The 15,502-nt window shown below is 61.3% G+C and carries 17 protein-coding genes; 14 read left to right on the top strand and 3 right to left on the bottom strand.

All coding sequences use genetic code 11. The annotated features are described in order from the left end of the window. Positions 1 to 3: 3 nt before the first annotated feature. From rlmJ to AB4X18_RS16015, 14 genes are all read left to right on the top strand, one after another. Positions 4 to 780 carry a 23S rRNA (adenine(2030)-N(6))-methyltransferase RlmJ gene (gene rlmJ / locus AB4X18_RS16080; protein ID WP_370401039.1) on the top strand — a complete coding sequence of 259 codons (777 nt, stop codon included), beginning with the start codon at positions 4 to 6 and terminating at the stop codon, positions 778 to 780. Between the two features lie 14 nt (positions 781 to 794). Continuing rightward, positions 795 to 1,088 carry a DUF1330 domain-containing protein gene (locus AB4X18_RS16075; protein WP_432816792.1) on the top strand — a complete coding sequence of 98 codons (294 nt, stop codon included), beginning with the start codon at positions 795 to 797 and terminating at the stop codon, positions 1,086 to 1,088. A gap of 42 nt (positions 1,089 to 1,130) precedes the next feature. Then, on the top strand, positions 1,131 to 1,781 hold the full coding sequence (locus AB4X18_RS16070; RefSeq protein ID WP_370401038.1) for a hypothetical protein: 651 nt from the start codon (positions 1,131 to 1,133) through the stop codon (positions 1,779 to 1,781). 10 nt (positions 1,782 to 1,791) lie between these two features. After that, positions 1,792 to 2,229 carry a TerB family tellurite resistance protein gene (locus AB4X18_RS16065; protein ID WP_370401037.1) on the top strand — a complete coding sequence of 146 codons (438 nt, stop codon included), beginning with the start codon at positions 1,792 to 1,794 and terminating at the stop codon, positions 2,227 to 2,229. Positions 2,230 to 2,266: 37 nt separating this feature from the next. Then, positions 2,267 to 2,704, top strand: coding sequence for a TerB family tellurite resistance protein (locus AB4X18_RS16060; RefSeq protein ID WP_370401036.1), 438 nt, complete (start codon positions 2,267 to 2,269; stop codon positions 2,702 to 2,704). Between the two features lie 112 nt (positions 2,705 to 2,816). Continuing rightward, positions 2,817 to 3,593, top strand: a complete 777-nt coding sequence (locus AB4X18_RS16055; protein ID WP_370401035.1) for an ABC transporter ATP-binding protein — start codon at positions 2,817 to 2,819, stop codon at positions 3,591 to 3,593. A gap of 32 nt (positions 3,594 to 3,625) precedes the next feature. After that, on the top strand, positions 3,626 to 4,354 hold the full coding sequence (locus tag AB4X18_RS16050) for a transporter substrate-binding domain-containing protein (protein ID WP_370401034.1): 729 nt from the start codon (positions 3,626 to 3,628) through the stop codon (positions 4,352 to 4,354). Between the two features lie 163 nt (positions 4,355 to 4,517). Continuing rightward, positions 4,518 to 5,321, top strand: coding sequence for an ABC transporter permease (locus AB4X18_RS16045; protein ID WP_370401033.1), 804 nt, complete (start codon positions 4,518 to 4,520; stop codon positions 5,319 to 5,321). Between the two features lie 85 nt (positions 5,322 to 5,406). Then, entirely contained in the window at positions 5,407 to 6,213 is an 807-nt protein-coding gene (locus AB4X18_RS16040) for an ABC transporter permease (protein ID WP_370401032.1), read from the top strand. Between the two features lie 63 nt (positions 6,214 to 6,276). Next, on the top strand, positions 6,277 to 7,611 hold the full coding sequence (locus AB4X18_RS16035; protein ID WP_432816791.1) for a glutamine synthetase family protein: 1,335 nt from the start codon (positions 6,277 to 6,279) through the stop codon (positions 7,609 to 7,611). A 19-nt stretch (positions 7,612 to 7,630) separates the two neighbouring features. Continuing rightward, the gene (locus AB4X18_RS16030) at positions 7,631 to 8,308 is read left to right on the top strand and encodes a type 1 glutamine amidotransferase (RefSeq protein ID WP_432816790.1); all 678 of its coding nucleotides are present in this window, start codon (positions 7,631 to 7,633) and stop codon (positions 8,306 to 8,308) included. Next, positions 8,308 to 9,666 carry a glutamine synthetase family protein gene (locus tag AB4X18_RS16025; RefSeq protein ID WP_370401031.1) on the top strand — a complete coding sequence of 453 codons (1,359 nt, stop codon included), beginning with the start codon at positions 8,308 to 8,310 and terminating at the stop codon, positions 9,664 to 9,666. The genes AB4X18_RS16030 and AB4X18_RS16025 overlap by 1 nt, the downstream gene beginning before the upstream one ends. A 46-nt stretch (positions 9,667 to 9,712) precedes the next feature. Next, positions 9,713 to 11,017 (top strand): NAD(P)/FAD-dependent oxidoreductase, encoded by a 1,305-nt coding sequence (locus AB4X18_RS16020; RefSeq protein WP_370401030.1) that lies wholly within the window; start codon positions 9,713 to 9,715, stop codon positions 11,015 to 11,017. Between the two features lie 100 nt (positions 11,018 to 11,117). Next, positions 11,118 to 12,296 (top strand): DegT/DnrJ/EryC1/StrS family aminotransferase, encoded by a 1,179-nt coding sequence (locus tag AB4X18_RS16015; RefSeq protein ID WP_370401029.1) that lies wholly within the window; start codon positions 11,118 to 11,120, stop codon positions 12,294 to 12,296. A gap of 36 nt (positions 12,297 to 12,332) precedes the next feature. Here the strand turns inward: AB4X18_RS16015 and phaR are convergent, their stop codons facing one another. The 3 genes from phaR to AB4X18_RS16000 form a co-directional block, all read right to left on the bottom strand. Then, entirely contained in the window at positions 12,333 to 12,887 is a 555-nt protein-coding gene (phaR, locus tag AB4X18_RS16010) for a polyhydroxyalkanoate synthesis repressor PhaR (protein WP_370401028.1), read from the bottom strand. 174 nt (positions 12,888 to 13,061) lie between these two features. Further along, positions 13,062 to 13,505 (bottom strand): phasin family protein, encoded by a 444-nt coding sequence (locus tag AB4X18_RS16005; RefSeq protein WP_370401027.1) that lies wholly within the window; start codon positions 13,503 to 13,505, stop codon positions 13,062 to 13,064. A 163-nt stretch (positions 13,506 to 13,668) separates the two neighbouring features. Then, entirely contained in the window at positions 13,669 to 15,474 is a 1,806-nt protein-coding gene (locus tag AB4X18_RS16000; protein ID WP_432816789.1) for a PHA/PHB synthase family protein, read from the bottom strand. Positions 15,475 to 15,502 lie beyond the last annotated feature (28 nt).

The raw sequence follows: 15,502 nt of genomic DNA, 5'->3' as shown, positions 1-15,502 counted from the left end.
CGCATGTTGAGCTACCAACACATCTATCACGCGGGCAATCTGGCGGACGTGCACAAGCACAGCCTGCTGGCGGTGATGCTTGATTACATGACGCGCAAGAACAAGCCGCTCAGCTATATCGAAACTCATGCGGGTCGTGCGCTTTACGATCTGGGCGCAACCGAGGCGGTCAAGACGCTTGAGGCCGCGCAAGGCATTGAAAGGGTGGCAGATTGGTTTGATGCGGATCACCCCTACGCCCGTGTTCTGTCCCAGACCCACACAGAGAACGGCGCGCGCAGCTATCCCGGCTCGCCACTTGTCGCCGCCCTGCTCCTGCGCCCCACTGACAGCCTGCATGTCGCCGAACTGCACCCACAGGAACATGCGGCCCTTGCGCTGGCGCTGTCGCCCTACCCGGTCAAATGCCACCACCGCGACGGGTTCGAGATGGCTTTTGCCCTGACCCCGCCCACCCCGCGCCGGGGGCTGATGTTGGTCGACCCCAGCTACGAGGTGAAGACGGACTACACCACCATTCCCCGCCACATCGCTAAGCTCTCGAAGGCATGGAATGTCGGTGTGATCGCGCTTTGGTACCCGATCCTGACCAGCGCCGCCCACACCCCCATGCTGCGCCTGCTCGGCGACGCACACCCGGACGCCCTGCGCCACGAAGTGCGCTTTCCCCCGGCACGTCCGGGGCATGGCATGGTCGGATCGGGCATGTTCGTCATCAACCCGCCATATGGTTTAGAAATGGCGGTCAAGCACCTGACAAAGCTATACAAAACTCTCTGAAAGGACCTCCCCCGATGGCCAAAGGATACTGGATTGCCCAGATGGATGTGCACGACGCGGCCGCCTATGATCATTACCGCGCCGCCAACGCGAAACCCTTCGCCGATTATGGGGCCAGGTTCCTTGTGCGCGGCGGTGACCAGACCAATGTCGAAGGGGGGTGGCGCAGCCGTACCGTGGTCATCGAATTCCCCAGCTATGCCGACGCCCGGGAATGCTACGAAAGCGAGGCCTATCAACAGGCCAAATCCATCCGCCTGCCCGTGTCGGACGCGGATTTCCTGATCATCGAAGGCTACGACGGCTAACCAAATCTTGCCAGAGGCGCCCGCCGCGTCTTAGGCTGGGCCATGAGCATTCTGCGCGCCCTTTGTCTGACCCTCTTGCCCACGGGTGTTCTGGCCTGTGGTGCCCCTGTCTGTCTGGTCGATCCGGACAGTCTGGCACTGACGCGCGTGATCACTTTCGACGACATCCACAGCGGCGCCGGACCGGGCCGCAACGTGGATGACATCCTGCCGCTGGATGGCGCGGTGTTTGGTGAACGCTTTGCCGGGCAATACGTGGCCGCCGCAGATACCCACGACCAGATCGATGGCACGGCCCTGTCCCCCCTGACCCTGATGCCGGGGGCCAAGGGCCAGAACCTGTCGGTCGTGCGGTTTTCCGGCAATGCGGTGATCAACGGCTACGGCGTGGCCGGTTACCCCAGACGGGAGGCACAGGGCGAAGGCGCCATTGCAGTGCTGTTCGACAATGACCAGTCTGATCTGTCGTTCCACCTGCGCGGCGGAGAAGCAGGCGTGGCCCTCGTCACCTTCCACCGCCGCGATGGCAGCGTCATCTATCGCGTGCCCATCGACCCCACCGGCGAATTCGCCGTGGGCTTTGCCCGTGCGGACGGCACGCGCGACATTGCGGGCTTCATCCTGACCAACACCGATCCGCAGGGTCTGGCGATGGACACTTTACGCTTTGGCAAACCCGCCGATCTCAGCTAGACCCTCGCCCATGTTCGAACGTCTCTTCCCCACCCGCAAACCCGATCCGAAACCCCTGCCCCAGCCTGATCCGCAATTGGCACTGGGCGCACTTCTGGTGCGCGTGGCCTTCGCCGACCGCACCTACCGCGCCGAGGAAGTAGGCCAGATCGACCGTATCCTTGCCCGGACCTTCGATCTGGGCCCGATAGAGGCCGCCAAGCTGCGCGCCACCTGCGAAGCGCTGGAGCGGCACGCGCCCGGCACGCCGGAATTCGCGGCGCTTCTGCGCGACGAGGTCGATTATGCCGACCGCAAGGCGCTGGGGGACGCGATGTGGTCCGTGGCCATTGCCGACGGGGACCGCCACGAAGACGAGGAAATCCAATTGGAAGCGATCGAAATCGCGCTGGGTCTGACCTCTGACGATATCGCGGCGGCGCGGGCGGCGGCGCTGAAGAAACTATAGATTTGGACAGCGCGTCACAAACGCCTATATCACCCTCATGTTTGGAGATTTCATCAAAAGGCTGACACAGCCTGACCCCGTCCCACTGCCCGATGCCGATGCGCGTCTGGCGATGGTTGCCCTGCTGGTGCGCGTTGCCCGGTCCGATCACGATTACGCCGCGTCCGAAGCGCGGCTGATCGACAGCATCGCCGCCGACCGCTACGGACTGAACGCGGCAGAGGCCGCCGACCTGCGCGCACAGGCCGAAGGGTTGGAGGCCGAAGCACCTGACACCGTGCGCTTTACCCGCGCGATCAAGGATGCGGTGCCCTATGACGAACGGCTGGCGGTGGTCGAGGCGCTGTGGAAGATCGTTCTTGCCGACGGCAGCCGCGCCAAGGAAGAGGACGCGCTTTTGCGTCTTGTCGCGAACCTGCTCGGCGTGACCGACACCGACAGCGCGATGGCCCGGCAAAGGGTGGACAAAGCCTGACTGCTTCCGCCGGGTCAGCCCTGCCTTGACCGACTGAATGTGCCCTTATCCATTGCAGTTGCTGCAAATTTGCGCCCATATACCGCATCGAATCGCAAAAAAATGGTGGATTGTGTCCAACACGACCCCGGTCATTCAGATCAAGGACCTTCACAAGGCCTACGGCTCATTGGAGGTGCTCAAGGGTGTGGATATCACCGCGCCGCGCGGGCATGTGGTATCGCTGATCGGGTCGTCCGGGTCGGGAAAATCGACCCTTTTGCGATGCTGCAACCTGCTTGAAGACAGCCAGCAGGGAGAGCTTCTGTTCAACGGCGAACCGGTGCGCTGGAAAGGGGCCGGTCACGCCCGCCGCCCGGCGGACGCCAAGCAGGTGCTGCGCATCCGCACCAACCTGTCGATGGTGTTCCAGCAGTTCAATCTGTGGGCGCACATGAGCATTCTGCAAAACGTGATGGAGGCCCCGTTGACCGTGCTGGGCCGTGACCGCGCGGAGGTGGAGAAAGCCGCACGCGGATATCTTGAGAAAGTCGGGATCGGCGACAAATGCGACGTCTACCCGGCGCAGCTTTCCGGTGGTCAGCAACAGCGCGCCGCAATTGCCCGCGCGCTCTGCATGGAACCGGAGGCGCTGCTGTTTGATGAGCCGACCTCGGCGCTCGATCCGGAGTTGGAGCAGGAAGTCGTCAAGGTCATCAAGGATCTGGCCACCGAAGGGCGGACCATGATGATCGTCACCCACGACATGAAGCTGGCCCATGATGTATCGGACCACGTGGTGTTCCTGCATCAGGGTCTCATCGAAGAAGAAGGCGCGCCGGAAACCCTTTTCGGCGCCCCGAAATCCGAACGCCTGCGCGGGTTCCTTTCAGCAACCCACGCAACGTAAAACCAATAAAAAACTCTATGGGAGAACATCAAATGAAAACAATTCTGACAACGACCGCAGCGCTCGCGCTGATGACCGGTGCTGCACTGGCCGACGGCCATGCCAAGACCATCCGTCTGGGCACCGAAGGCGCCTACCCTCCTTACAACTTCCTCAACGATGATGGCGAAGTGGCCGGTTTTGAGCGTGAAGTCGGCGATGAGTTGTGCGCGCGTGCCGAACTCACCTGCGAATGGGTCACGAACGAATGGGACAGCATCATCCCCAACCTCGTGTCCGGCAACTATGACGTGATCATCGCGGGCATGTCGATTACCGACGAACGTGACGAAGTCATTGATTTCTCAGCCCCCTACACGCAGCCTGATCCATCCGCCTTCGTTGGCATGGGCGACGTGGACATGTCCTCTGCCGTGATCGCGGCGCAATCCGGCACCATTCAGGCCAGCCACATCGCCTCCATGGACGGCGCGACGCTGGTGGAATTCGCCACGCCCGAAGAAACCATCGCGGCGGTAAAGAACGGCGAAGCGGATGCGGTTCTGGCCGACAAGGCGTTCCTTGAGCCCATCGCCGAAGCGGAACCCGATCTGTCCATCATCGGCGAAGACGTTCTGCTGGGTGGGGGTGTCGGCCTTGGCATCCGCGAAAGCGACGGGGAGTTGCGCGAGAAGTTCAACGCAGCCATCCAGTCCATGAAGGACGACGGCAGCCTGAACAAGCTGATCGAAAAGCACCTGCCGGGTTCGGCAACGTTCTGATCTGACCTGAGCGAAGGGGAAGGCGCAACGCCCTCCCCTTCATCCTTTTTCAAATACCCATTCCGCCACCTGCCAGAGGTGCCCCATTCTCCAGTCCTGCGCCAATCCAGAACAGCTTGAAGCGTTCCAGTGGTTCACCTGCTACCTGACCACGGGCAAGCACATGAACCTGTATTGGTCGGTGCTGACGGTGCTGACGCTGCTGGGCATCACCGCACCGCTGGCGCTGGCCTTTGGCTTTGCAGGGGCCTCCGCCGCCCGCGCGACGCTTGCGCCGCTGCGTTGGATCGGCAAGACCTACATCGCCATCGTGCGCGGTGTCCCGGACATCGCGTTTTTCCTGTTTTTCGTCATCGCGCTTGATCAGGCGATCGAATACCTGCGGCACCGCGCGCTTTGCCCCGACTGGTCCGAACCGGTGCGGCAGGGCAATGATTTCGTGGTCTGCCAGGCCGCCAAGATGCCGCTGGGCGAGGCCCCGCAATGGGTGCATGAAACTTATGGCTTTGCCATTGCGGTTGTCACCTTTGCCATCGTCTACGGTGCCTTTGCCGCCAATGTGCTGTTCGGTGCCATGCGCGCGGTGCCCCGCGCCCAGCTTGAGACCGCCGCCGCCTATGGCATGTCCACGCGCCAGACCTTCTGGCGGGTGCTGGTCCCGCAGATGTGGGTCTTCGCCCTGCCGGGCCTGTCGAACCTGTGGATGCTGCTGATCAAGGCCACACCCCTGCTGTTCCTGCTGGGGGTGGAGGACATCGTGTACTGGGCGCGCGAACTTGGCGGCTCCAAGACGCCACGCTTCACCGATTATCCCCATGGCGACTGGCGCATGTGGTACTTCCTTGCGTTGCTGGTGTTCTACCTGATGTTCACGCGCGTCTCCGAAGTGGTGCTGGACCGGCTGATGGCGCGCCTGACACGCGGTCAGGCGACCGCAGCAGGCGAAGCGCAAAGGAAAGCGGCATGAGCTGTACACCAACAGCAACCGGGGCCGAACGCGCATGGTGCCCATGCGCTGCCTCGGCCGCGTCGCTCCAAAAGGAGCGACGTGCATGAGCTGCTGGCAAACCATCCAGGACTACGGCCTGCGCGCCATCGGGATCGGTGAACGCCTGCTCCCGCGCGAGGATTTCACCCTGTGTGATCAGTTCACCCTGATCGGCTCCGGCATGATCTGGAACATATATTTCGGCACCGTTGCCCTGCTGGCGGGGTTCTTTCTGGCCACGTTGGTGGGTGTCGGCAAGGCCAGCACGAACCGCCTGATCCGCAAATCGGCAAGCTGGTTCATCTTTGTCTTCCGTGGCTCTCCGCTGTTCATCCAGTTCTTCTTTGGCTACTTCCTGTTCCTGACGCTGAAATCACAATACGCGTTCTTCGATCCCTTCACCGCCGCTTGGCTGGGCGCGCTGATCGTGCTGTTCCTGAATACCGCCGCCTACGCCGGAGAGATCTTTTACGGCGCGCTGCAATCCATCCCCAAAGGCGATACCGAAGCCGCTGACGCCTATGGGCTGACCGGCTGGTCGCGATTCCGCCGGGTGATCTGGCCAACGATGCTGCGGCTCGCCTGGCCTGCCTACACGAACGAGGCGATCTTTCTCTACCATTCCACCACACTGGTCTTTCTCAGCGGTTTTCCCGCTTGGCAACAACGCGGTGACGCGCTCTATTACGCCAGCTATTTTGCGGACAAGACCTTCAATCCGTTCGTCCCCTATCCGATCCTTGCAGGCTATTTTATCCTGCTGACACTGGCCGTGATCGGCTTTTTCGGCTTGGTGAACAGACGCCTCAACCGCCACCTGCCCGGCGAAGAGCGGCCAAAATTGCGCTTGCGTCCCAATCTGATCCGGTAGTATTCCTGAATTTGATCAAATTATTGCGCGCCCCTCGGGGCCGCCACTCGGCACAGGTGCAGCATGCAGAACTGGCTCCGCAAGAACCCCCACGTGCGCACCATCCGTGTCGCAGCGGCAGACCTGAACGGGCAACCCCGGGGCAAACGGGTTCCGGTGCGCTTTGCCGACAGGATCAGCATCGATGGCACGCGCTTTCCTTTTTCGGTGCTGAACCTCGATATCTGGGGCGAAGACATCGACAACAGCCCGCTGGTTCTGGCCAGTGGCGACCGGGACGGCATGCTGAAGCCGACCGAACGTGGCTTCATGCCGATCCCCTGGCTGGAGGCACCCGCCGCCCTGTTACCGATCTGGATGTTCCATGATGACGGCGCGCCCTATCTGGGCGACCCGCGCCATGCCCTGCGCCTTGTACTGGAGCGCTACAAGGCGCGCGGCCTGACCCCTGTTTGCGCGGTGGAGCTTGAGTTCTTCCTGATCGACGATTCAGGGCGCAAGCTGCAGGTGCCCCCCTCGCCCCGGTCCGGCAAACGCCGGGTTGCGGGCGAAATCCTCAGCATGCGGGCGCTGGACCAGTTCGATACCTTCTTCACCGATCTCTATGACGCCTGCGAAGAAATGGACATTCCCGCCGATACCGCCATCTCGGAGGCCGGTCTGGGCCAGTTCGAGATCAACATGATGCACGGCGACGATGCGCTGCGCGCGGCTGACGATGCGTGGCTGTTCAAGATGCTGGTCAAGGGCATGGCGCGGCGGCACGGTTTTGCCGCATCCTTCATGGCCAAGCCCTATCCCGATTACGCGGGATCGGGTCTGCACATGCATTTCTCGGTGCTTGACGGGGATGGCAACAACGTCTTTGACAACGGCGGGCCGGAAGGCACCGACATGATGCGTCACGCGGTTGCGGGCTGTTTGGCGGCAATGCCGGGATCAACGCTGATCTTTGCGCCTCACGCCAACAGCTACGAACGCATGGTGCCGGGCAACCACGCGCCCACCGGCGTCAGTTGGGCCTACGAAAACCGCACCTCCGCCCTGCGCATCCCGTCGGGCAGTCACAAGGCACGCCGGATCGAACACCGCGTCGCGGGCGGGGACGTAAACCCCTACCTGATGGTTGCCGCCGTGCTGGGTGCCGCCATGAACGGGATCGAGGACGCCATCGATCCCCCCGCCGCGATCACCGGCAACGCCTATGAGGCCAACCTGCCACAAGTGCCCGATACCTGGGCCGCGGCCATCGACGCCTTCGAACAGGATGCACAGATCGCGCGCATCTTCGATGCCGAGATCATCCGCAACCTTGTGCTGACCAAGCGGCAGGAACTGCGCGACATGGCTGACCTGACGCCAGAGGAACAGGCCGACATCTATCTCGACACGGTGTAGGCCCGCGATGGAGAACCCCATGAAAATCGGTATTCTGGTCACCGGCCACCCGCCTGAAGATCTTGCAGGCGGCGGCGGATATGACGCGTATTTCAAGCGCCTGCTGGGGGATCGGGAATTCCGGTATGAAAGCTGGGCCGTGGTTGACGGCATCTTCCCTTCCAGCGTGCAGGACGCCGATGGCTGGTTGATCACCGGGTCACGCCACGGCGCTTATGAAGACCATGACTGGATCCCCCCGCTGGAAGATTTCATCCGCGCCAGTTATGACGCCCGTCGCCCGATGATCGGCATCTGTTTCGGCCATCAGATCATCGCGCAGGCCATGGGCGGCAGGGTGGAGAAATTCGCCGGCGGCTGGTCCGTCGGGCGCGTGAGCTATGATCTGGGCGACAAGACCTATGCGATCAACGCCTGGCATCAGGATCAGGTGGTCGAAAAACCCGAGGGTGCCACGGTGATCGGCGCCTCCGACTTCTGCGCGCATGCAGCACTTGTCTATGACGACGTGTTCTGGACCCTCCAGCCGCATCCCGAATACCAATCCGACTTCATCGAAACGCTGATCGAGACGCGCGGCAAGGGGGTTGTCCCGGACGCGCTGCTGGACGCCGCCCGCGCCACGCTGGATGCCCCACTCGATTCCGCACAGATCGCAGAACAAATGACCGCCTTTTTCAAGAAAGAGAGGGCCTGATGGCCGACTGGATCAGCAAACTGCCCACGCCCGCACGGGATTACCTCGAAGGCCGTCGGCTGGATGAGGTCGAATGCATCATCGCAGACCTGCCGGGCATCGCGCGCGGCAAGGCGGTGCCTGCCAGCAAGTTTGCCCGTCAGGATTATTTCCACCTGCCCGACAGCATCTTCTATCAGACCATCACCGGCGACTGGGGCGAAGCGGCGGGCGATGATGGCTTCATCGAAAAGGACATGATCCTCAAGCCCGACATGGACACGGCAACCGCCGCCCCCTGGACCGGGGACTGGACCCTACAGGTCATCCATGACGCCTATGACCGCGACGACAACCCGGTGCCCTTCAGCCCGCGCAATGTGCTCAAACGGGTGGTGCAGCTTTATCGCGACAAGGGCTGGGAACCGGTGGTCGCACCGGAGATGGAGTTCTTTCTGGTCGCGCCCAATCTTGATCCGGGCCACGAGATCGAACCGATGATCGGCCGTTCCGGCCGCCCCGCCGCCGCGCGGCAGGCCTATTCGATGACGGCAGTGGACGAATTCGGTCCCGTGATCGACGACATCTATGATTTCGCCGAAGCACAGGGGTTCGAGATTGACGGCATCACCCAGGAAGGCGGCGCTGGTCAGTTGGAGATCAACCTCGCCCACGGCGATCCGGTGAAGCTGGCGGATGAGGTCTTCTATTTCAAACGCCTGATCCGCGAAGCCGCGATGCGCCACGATTGCTATGCCACCTTCATGGCCAAACCCATCGCGAATGAACCGGGATCGGCGATGCACATGCACCATTCGATCCTCGATACCAAAACCGGTGCGAACATCTTTTCCGGCAAGGGAGGCGCGGAAACAGACGCCTTTTATCACTTCATCGCCGGCCTGCAGACCCACATGCCCGCCGCCCTCGCGGTGTTTGCGCCTTATGTGAACAGCTACCGGCGGTACGTGAAGGACCACGCCGCCCCCATCAACCTCGAATGGGGCCGCGACAACCGCACGACGGGCATCCGCGTGCCCCTGTCCGGCCCCAAGGCGCGCCGGGTCGAAAACCGTCTGGCCGGGATGGATTGCAACCCCTATCTGGGCATCGCCGCCAGCCTTGCCTGCGGCTATCTGGGTCTGACCGACGGCAACATGCCCGCCGATGAATTCAAGGGCGATGCCTATGACGGCGATGGCGACATTCCCCGCGTTCTGGGTTCCGCGCTTGACCTTTTCGACGCAGCGACGGACCTGCATGGCGTGCTGGGGCCGGATTTCGCCCGCGTCTACAGCATCGTGAAACGCGCCGAATACGACGAATTCCTTCAGGTAATCTCCCCGTGGGAGCGGGAGCATCTTTTGATGAACGTCTGACACGCGGCGGGCGGCACCGCAGAGGTATTTGTGAAAGGATGAAATGGTGAACCTGCTATTTGCCAATGACCATCGCGGTGCCTACCCGGACAGTTGGTATGCGGCTACCGCCACGCCGATGGACAGGTTTGACCCGCTCAAGGGGGCGCACAAGGCCGACATCTGCGTCATCGGGGGCGGCTACACAGGGCTTTCGGCGGCACTGCATCTGGCGCAGGCGGGCCGCCGTGTGGTGCTGCTGGAAGCGCAGCGCGTGGGGTTTGGCGCGTCAGGTCGCAACGGCGGGCAATTGGGTAGCGGCCAGCGGGTGGAGCAGACCGCGCTGGAAAAAATGCTGGGCCGCGATCATGCACGTCTGTTGTGGACCATGGCCGAAGAGACCAAGGATCTGTGCAAGTCGCTGATCGCCGATCACGCTATCGATTGTCATCTCAAACCAGGCGTGGCCTGGACCGCGCGCGCGCAATCGGATGTGGATGACCTGCACCGCTATGCCGATCACCTGTCCGCAACCTATGGCTATGACCGGATCGAGGTGCTGGACCATGCGGGTCTGCAAGGTGTCTGCCCCTCGCCTGCCTATCGCGGCGGTATCCTTGATATGGGCGCGGCCCATCTGCATCCGCTGAACTTTGCCCTTGGGCTTGCGCGGGCGGCGGTGGCGGCGGGGGTGCAGATCTTCGAAGGTGCCGCCGTGCACAACATCGACAAGGGCGCGCCCGCCAAGGTCCAGACGGACGCCGGGCACGTGATGGCGGATCATGTTATCCTCGCCTGCAACGGCTATCTGGGCGGGCTGGAGCGCAAAGTCGCCACCCGCGTGATGCCCATAAACAACTTCATCGCGGCGACCGAGCCGTTGGGCGATGATGCCAATAAAGTCCTGCCCCGTGACGTGGCCGTGGCGGACGATCGTTTCGTGGTGAACTACTTCCGACTGTCGCATGACAAGCGGCTGCTGTTCGGCGGCGGAGAAAGCTATGGCTACCGGTTTCCGGCCGATATCGGCGCAAAGGTGCGCAAACCCATGGCAGAGGTTTTTCCCCACCTGCGGGACGTCAAGTTCGACTATGCGTGGGGCGGCACGCTGGCCATCACGATGAACCGCATGCCCCATCTTGCGCGCGTGGCGCCCAACATGCTGTCGGCGTCGGGCTATTCCGGGCACGGGGTGGGCAATGCGGTACACGCTGGCAAGCTGATGGCACTTGCGGTGCAAGGGGACGGCGACGGGTTTGATACCATGGCCCGCGTTCCCACACCGTCCTTCCCCGGCGGGGCCGCCCTGCGAAACCCGTTGCTGATCCTCGCGATGAGCTGGTACGCCACCCGCGACCGTCTGGGCATTTAACCCTCCATCCCAAGAATTCTCGTCTTGCGTGTAGGAATATCCTTGGTCCGCGCACGGAATCGATTTAATAAACCAAAAAACAGAATTTGGATTATGCAATATGACCCTTCCAGATCTGCAACAGGCCGAACCGATCCCCGCAACGGCCCGCGCCGAGATTGACGCGCTTCTGACGTCAGCGGACCTCTTTCGATATACCGCCGCCAAGGACGCGCCCGTGACCCTGCTGGAACAGGAATTCGCGGCGATGATGGGCAGCGCATATGCATTGGCCGTCTCAAGCTGTTCGGCGGCGCTGTTCCTCTCGCTCAAAGCGCTGGACCTGCCGGAGAACGCCAAAGTGTTGATCCCCGGCTTCACCTTCGCCGCCGTCCCTTCCGCGATCATCCACGCCGGATGCCAGCCGGTCCTGTGCGAGGTGGGCGCGGATTACCGCATCGACATGGCGGATTTTGCAGACCGGCTGCCGGGCGTTGACGCGGTCATTGTCAGCCACATGCGCGGACATACCTCGGACATGGATGCGATCATGGCGCTGTGCGATGCCGCCGGAACCCCGGTCATCGAAGACGCCGCGCATTCGCTCGGCACGCTCTGGCAAGGGCGCAGGATCGGCACGATTGGCAAGGTCGGCTGCTTTTCCTTCCAGTCCTACAAGATGATCAATGCGGGCGAAGGGGGTATCCTGATCACCGATGATCCGGACCTTGTCGCGCGGGCCGTCATCATGTCAGGCGCATACGAGCACAACTGGAAGAAACACGCCGTTCTGGAAGCGGCTTTTGCGCGGTGGCAGAACAAGGTGCCGCTTTACAATCTGCGCATGTCCAACCTTGCGGCGGCGGTCGTCCGACCGCAACTGCCCGAACTGCCGCGCAGGGTGGCCTCGGGGCTGCGCAATCACAATTACGTCGCTGCGCGGCTGCGGGAATCCGACTTTGTTGAGGTGCCCTGCCCGCTCAGAGGCGAAGTGCGCGCACCGGATTCGATACAGTTCAACCTGCCTGATCTGACCGACGCACAGGTCAGGGCATTCGCGGATTCCGCAACAGGCGCCGGGATCAAGGTGCAGGTTTTCGGCCAAAGCACCGACAACGCACGCGCCTTCTGGAATTGGGAATTCCTCAAGGATGTGCCGGACCTGCCCCGCACGCGGGCGATGCTGATGCGCGCCTGTGATGTGCGATTGCCGGTGCAGCTGACCAAGGACCAACTGGATGCGGTCTGCGAAGTTCTGCTAGGCGCGCTCGCGCAGGTTTCTGCAGCGCACGCCGCCTGATCCCGGCACGCACAACAACCCTGCAGACATAGATGCCTACTTGATCTTGGAAAGCTTCGCCTGAAGTTCCGCAAGCTGTTGCTTGATCGCGTCGAGGTCTTCGGTCTCTTCGGGTTCTTCCACTTCCGGCTCGGGATTTGGGGTGGTGCCGCTGCCCCATCGGCCTGTCATCGCTTTCAGAAACGCTTCTTGCTGCGCCTGCATCGCTTCCATGCCGGGCATCTTGCTCATCGGGTTCAGGGAGGACATGTTTTCCATCATCTTCGCCTGCCCGTCCCGCAGCATGTCGAACGACGCCTTGAGGAACTGCGGCACCACGGACACGTCACCGGACATGTAGCTGCGCACAAGGTCATTCAGCACTTCGACCGGCAGCACTGATTCACCACGGCTTTCATGTTCTGCAATGATCTGAAGCAGATACTGCCGGGTCAGGTCATCCCCCGATTTCAGATCGACGATCTGCACCTCGCGCCCATCGCGGATGAACCCGGCGATATCATCGAGGGTCACATAGTCACTGGTCTCCGTGTTGTAGAGCCGCCGCGAGGCGTACCGTTTGATCAACAAGGATTTTTGCGCATCGGCCACTTACTGCCCTCCCAACATGCGTGCTGCATGGCAGAATAAGGGAGGGAGGGACAAAAAGAAAGGGCAGGCTTTTGCAGCCTGCCCTTCCAAACGCCGCACCCCGAAAGGAAGTAGGCGGAAACATCCAACTGGTTACACCGCAGCGACCCGCAAGCCGCCACAACTCAAACCAGATTACTTCGCAGTGGCTTTCTTGGCCGCCGCCTGCACGTCGTCGGTGGCTTTCTTGACCGCAGCGGTTGCGTCCTGCTGCATGTCCTTGCCTGCCGCCATCATCAGCTCAACGGTGTCCATCTGGACCTTCTTGGCGATCTCGGCGAATGCGGCCATATGCTCTGCCGCGGACTCAGCGGAGGCGGATGCGAAATCTGTCATCGCTTTGGCGTAATCGGCCGGATCGGATTTTGCCTTGGACATCTCGGTCAGCTTGGCAACGGTTTCCTTGGTCCATTTGTTGGAAATCTCGGTGGATTTCTCAACTGCGTTCAATGCAACACCGGACAGCTTTTCGTTCAGCGTCGCGGTTGTCTTGAAAGCGTCTTCCATCGCGCCCGTGTCAACCGGGAAGGAACCCATGACGTCTTTGAACATTGCGGTCATATCAGGTGTCTTAGCCATTTTTCTGTCCTTTCAAAGCGGGGTGGGAGGTCCCCCGCAAGTGATGCGGTCGATGCCGCGTTCGTGTTTCTGGACAGAGCTATACGTGCCGCAGCGCAGCATTTCAAGCCTTTTTTCTGCAATGCAGCATTTTTCTTTGACCTAGGGGAAAGCTGCTTTCAAATCAGCCGTTTGCCTTCTTGGCAACATAGCTGCCCGGCGCGTCGCCAAGGGTTTTTCGCCCCCCCGCGCCCGGTTTGCGCGCCGCGATCTGCTTGCCGGAACGCTTTTTCAGCCAGCTTTCCCAACGCGGCCACCAGGACCCTTCATGGAAATCCGCATCCGCCAGCCAGTCGGTGTACTCAAGATCAAGGTCATCATTGGTGTAATGGCCGTACTTCTTCTTGCTGGGCGGGTTGACGATGCCCGCGATGTGACCGGACTGCGTCATGATGAAGGTCTTGTTCTTCGACCCCATCTGCTGCACCCCGCGATAGCTGTCCTTCCACGGGGCGATGTGATCAGTCTCGCAGGCGATGGCGCACAAGGGAATGTCGACGTCACCCAGTTCCAGATGGTGCCCCATCAGATCATATCCGCCATCGGCAAGCTGGTTGCCCTGGCACAGCCCACGCAGGTATTGCATCGCCATCTTTGCAGGCAGGTTCGCGCCGTCCCCGTTCCAGTAAAGCAAGTCGAACGCAGGCGGGGTTTCCCCCATCATGTAGCTTTTGACCGCAGGCCCATAGACCAGATCGTTCGAGCGCAGGAACGAAAACGTCCGCGCCATGATCACTGACGGCAGCATGCCCTTGTCTTTCGTCTCTGCCTCAATCCCATCAATGAAATCATCCGTCAGGAAAGGCTGGAATTCCCCCTGATCGGAGAAATCAGTGAGCGCGGTAAAGAACGTGGCCGACTTGATGGACGTATCGCCCCGCTGCTTGAGCAGCGACAACGTCAGCGACAGCGTCGTGCCCGCAATGCAATAGCCCACCGCGTTGATCTGCTTGACGCCGCAGATCTCCTTCACCTGATCGATGGCCGCCAGATACCCCTCCTGGACGTAGTCTTCCATGCCGACATCGCTGTAGGAAGAATCCGGATTGACCCAGGACACCATGAACAGGGTATAGCCCTGATCGACGATCCATTTCACCAATGAATTCTGTGCCTTGAGGTCCAGAATGTAGAACTTGTTGATCCACGGCGGGAAGATCAGCAGCGGTGTGCTGTGCACCTTTTCCGTGCTTGGCGCGTACTGGATCAGCTCGAACATGCGGTTGCGGAACACCACCTTGCCGGGTGTGGTGGCAATGTTGCCCCCCAGTTCGAAGGCGCTTTCGTCGGCCAGACGCACGATCAGTTCGCCATCATTCGCCTCCAGATCGGAAATCAGGTTCTCGATCCCGCGGATCAGGCTCTCGCCCTCGGTCTCGATCGCGCGTTCCAGTGCGTCGGGGTTGGTGGCCAGAAAGTTGGTCGGGCTCATCAGGTCGATGATCTGGCGATTGAAATAGGCAAGGCGCTGCTTCTCGTGCGGCTCCATGTCGGTGACGTCTTCAACGGCCTGCTGCAGCGCGGCGGCATTGATCAGGTATTGCTGTTTGACATAGTTGAAATAGGGGTGCGTGTCCCACAGCGGGTTGGCAAACCGGCGGTCCTTGGCGGCGTTGTCCTGCGTGGCGTCCAGCCCCCCTTTCGCCAAGGATTGCTGCACCTGCATGAACTGGGTCAGCGTCTTGGACCAATACCCCATCTGCCGCTCCATAAGCTTGGCAGGATTCTGCATCGCCTCGGCCATATAGGCCTGCGCCGCCTTGGCGAAAAGATCTTGATTTGGTCCATCAAGTGCGGGCTGATGGGTTTTCCGGTTCGCCATCACCTGCCCGAGACGTTCGGTAAGCTCTTCGATTTTCTTAAGATTATGGGTCATCCGTGTCATGGAAGCCTCGGTCGTAGCGTCAGCTTCCGTGGTTCTAGTTGTCATCTTAAGGTTTACCTCTTATCTTCGCAGC

Source organism: Sulfitobacter rhodophyticola (genome assembly GCF_041281685.2).
Lineage (GTDB): Bacteria > Pseudomonadota > Alphaproteobacteria > Rhodobacterales > Rhodobacteraceae > Sulfitobacter.
The sequence above is the reverse complement of the archived record's forward strand: the minus strand, read 5'-3'. Positions and strand labels throughout refer to the sequence as shown.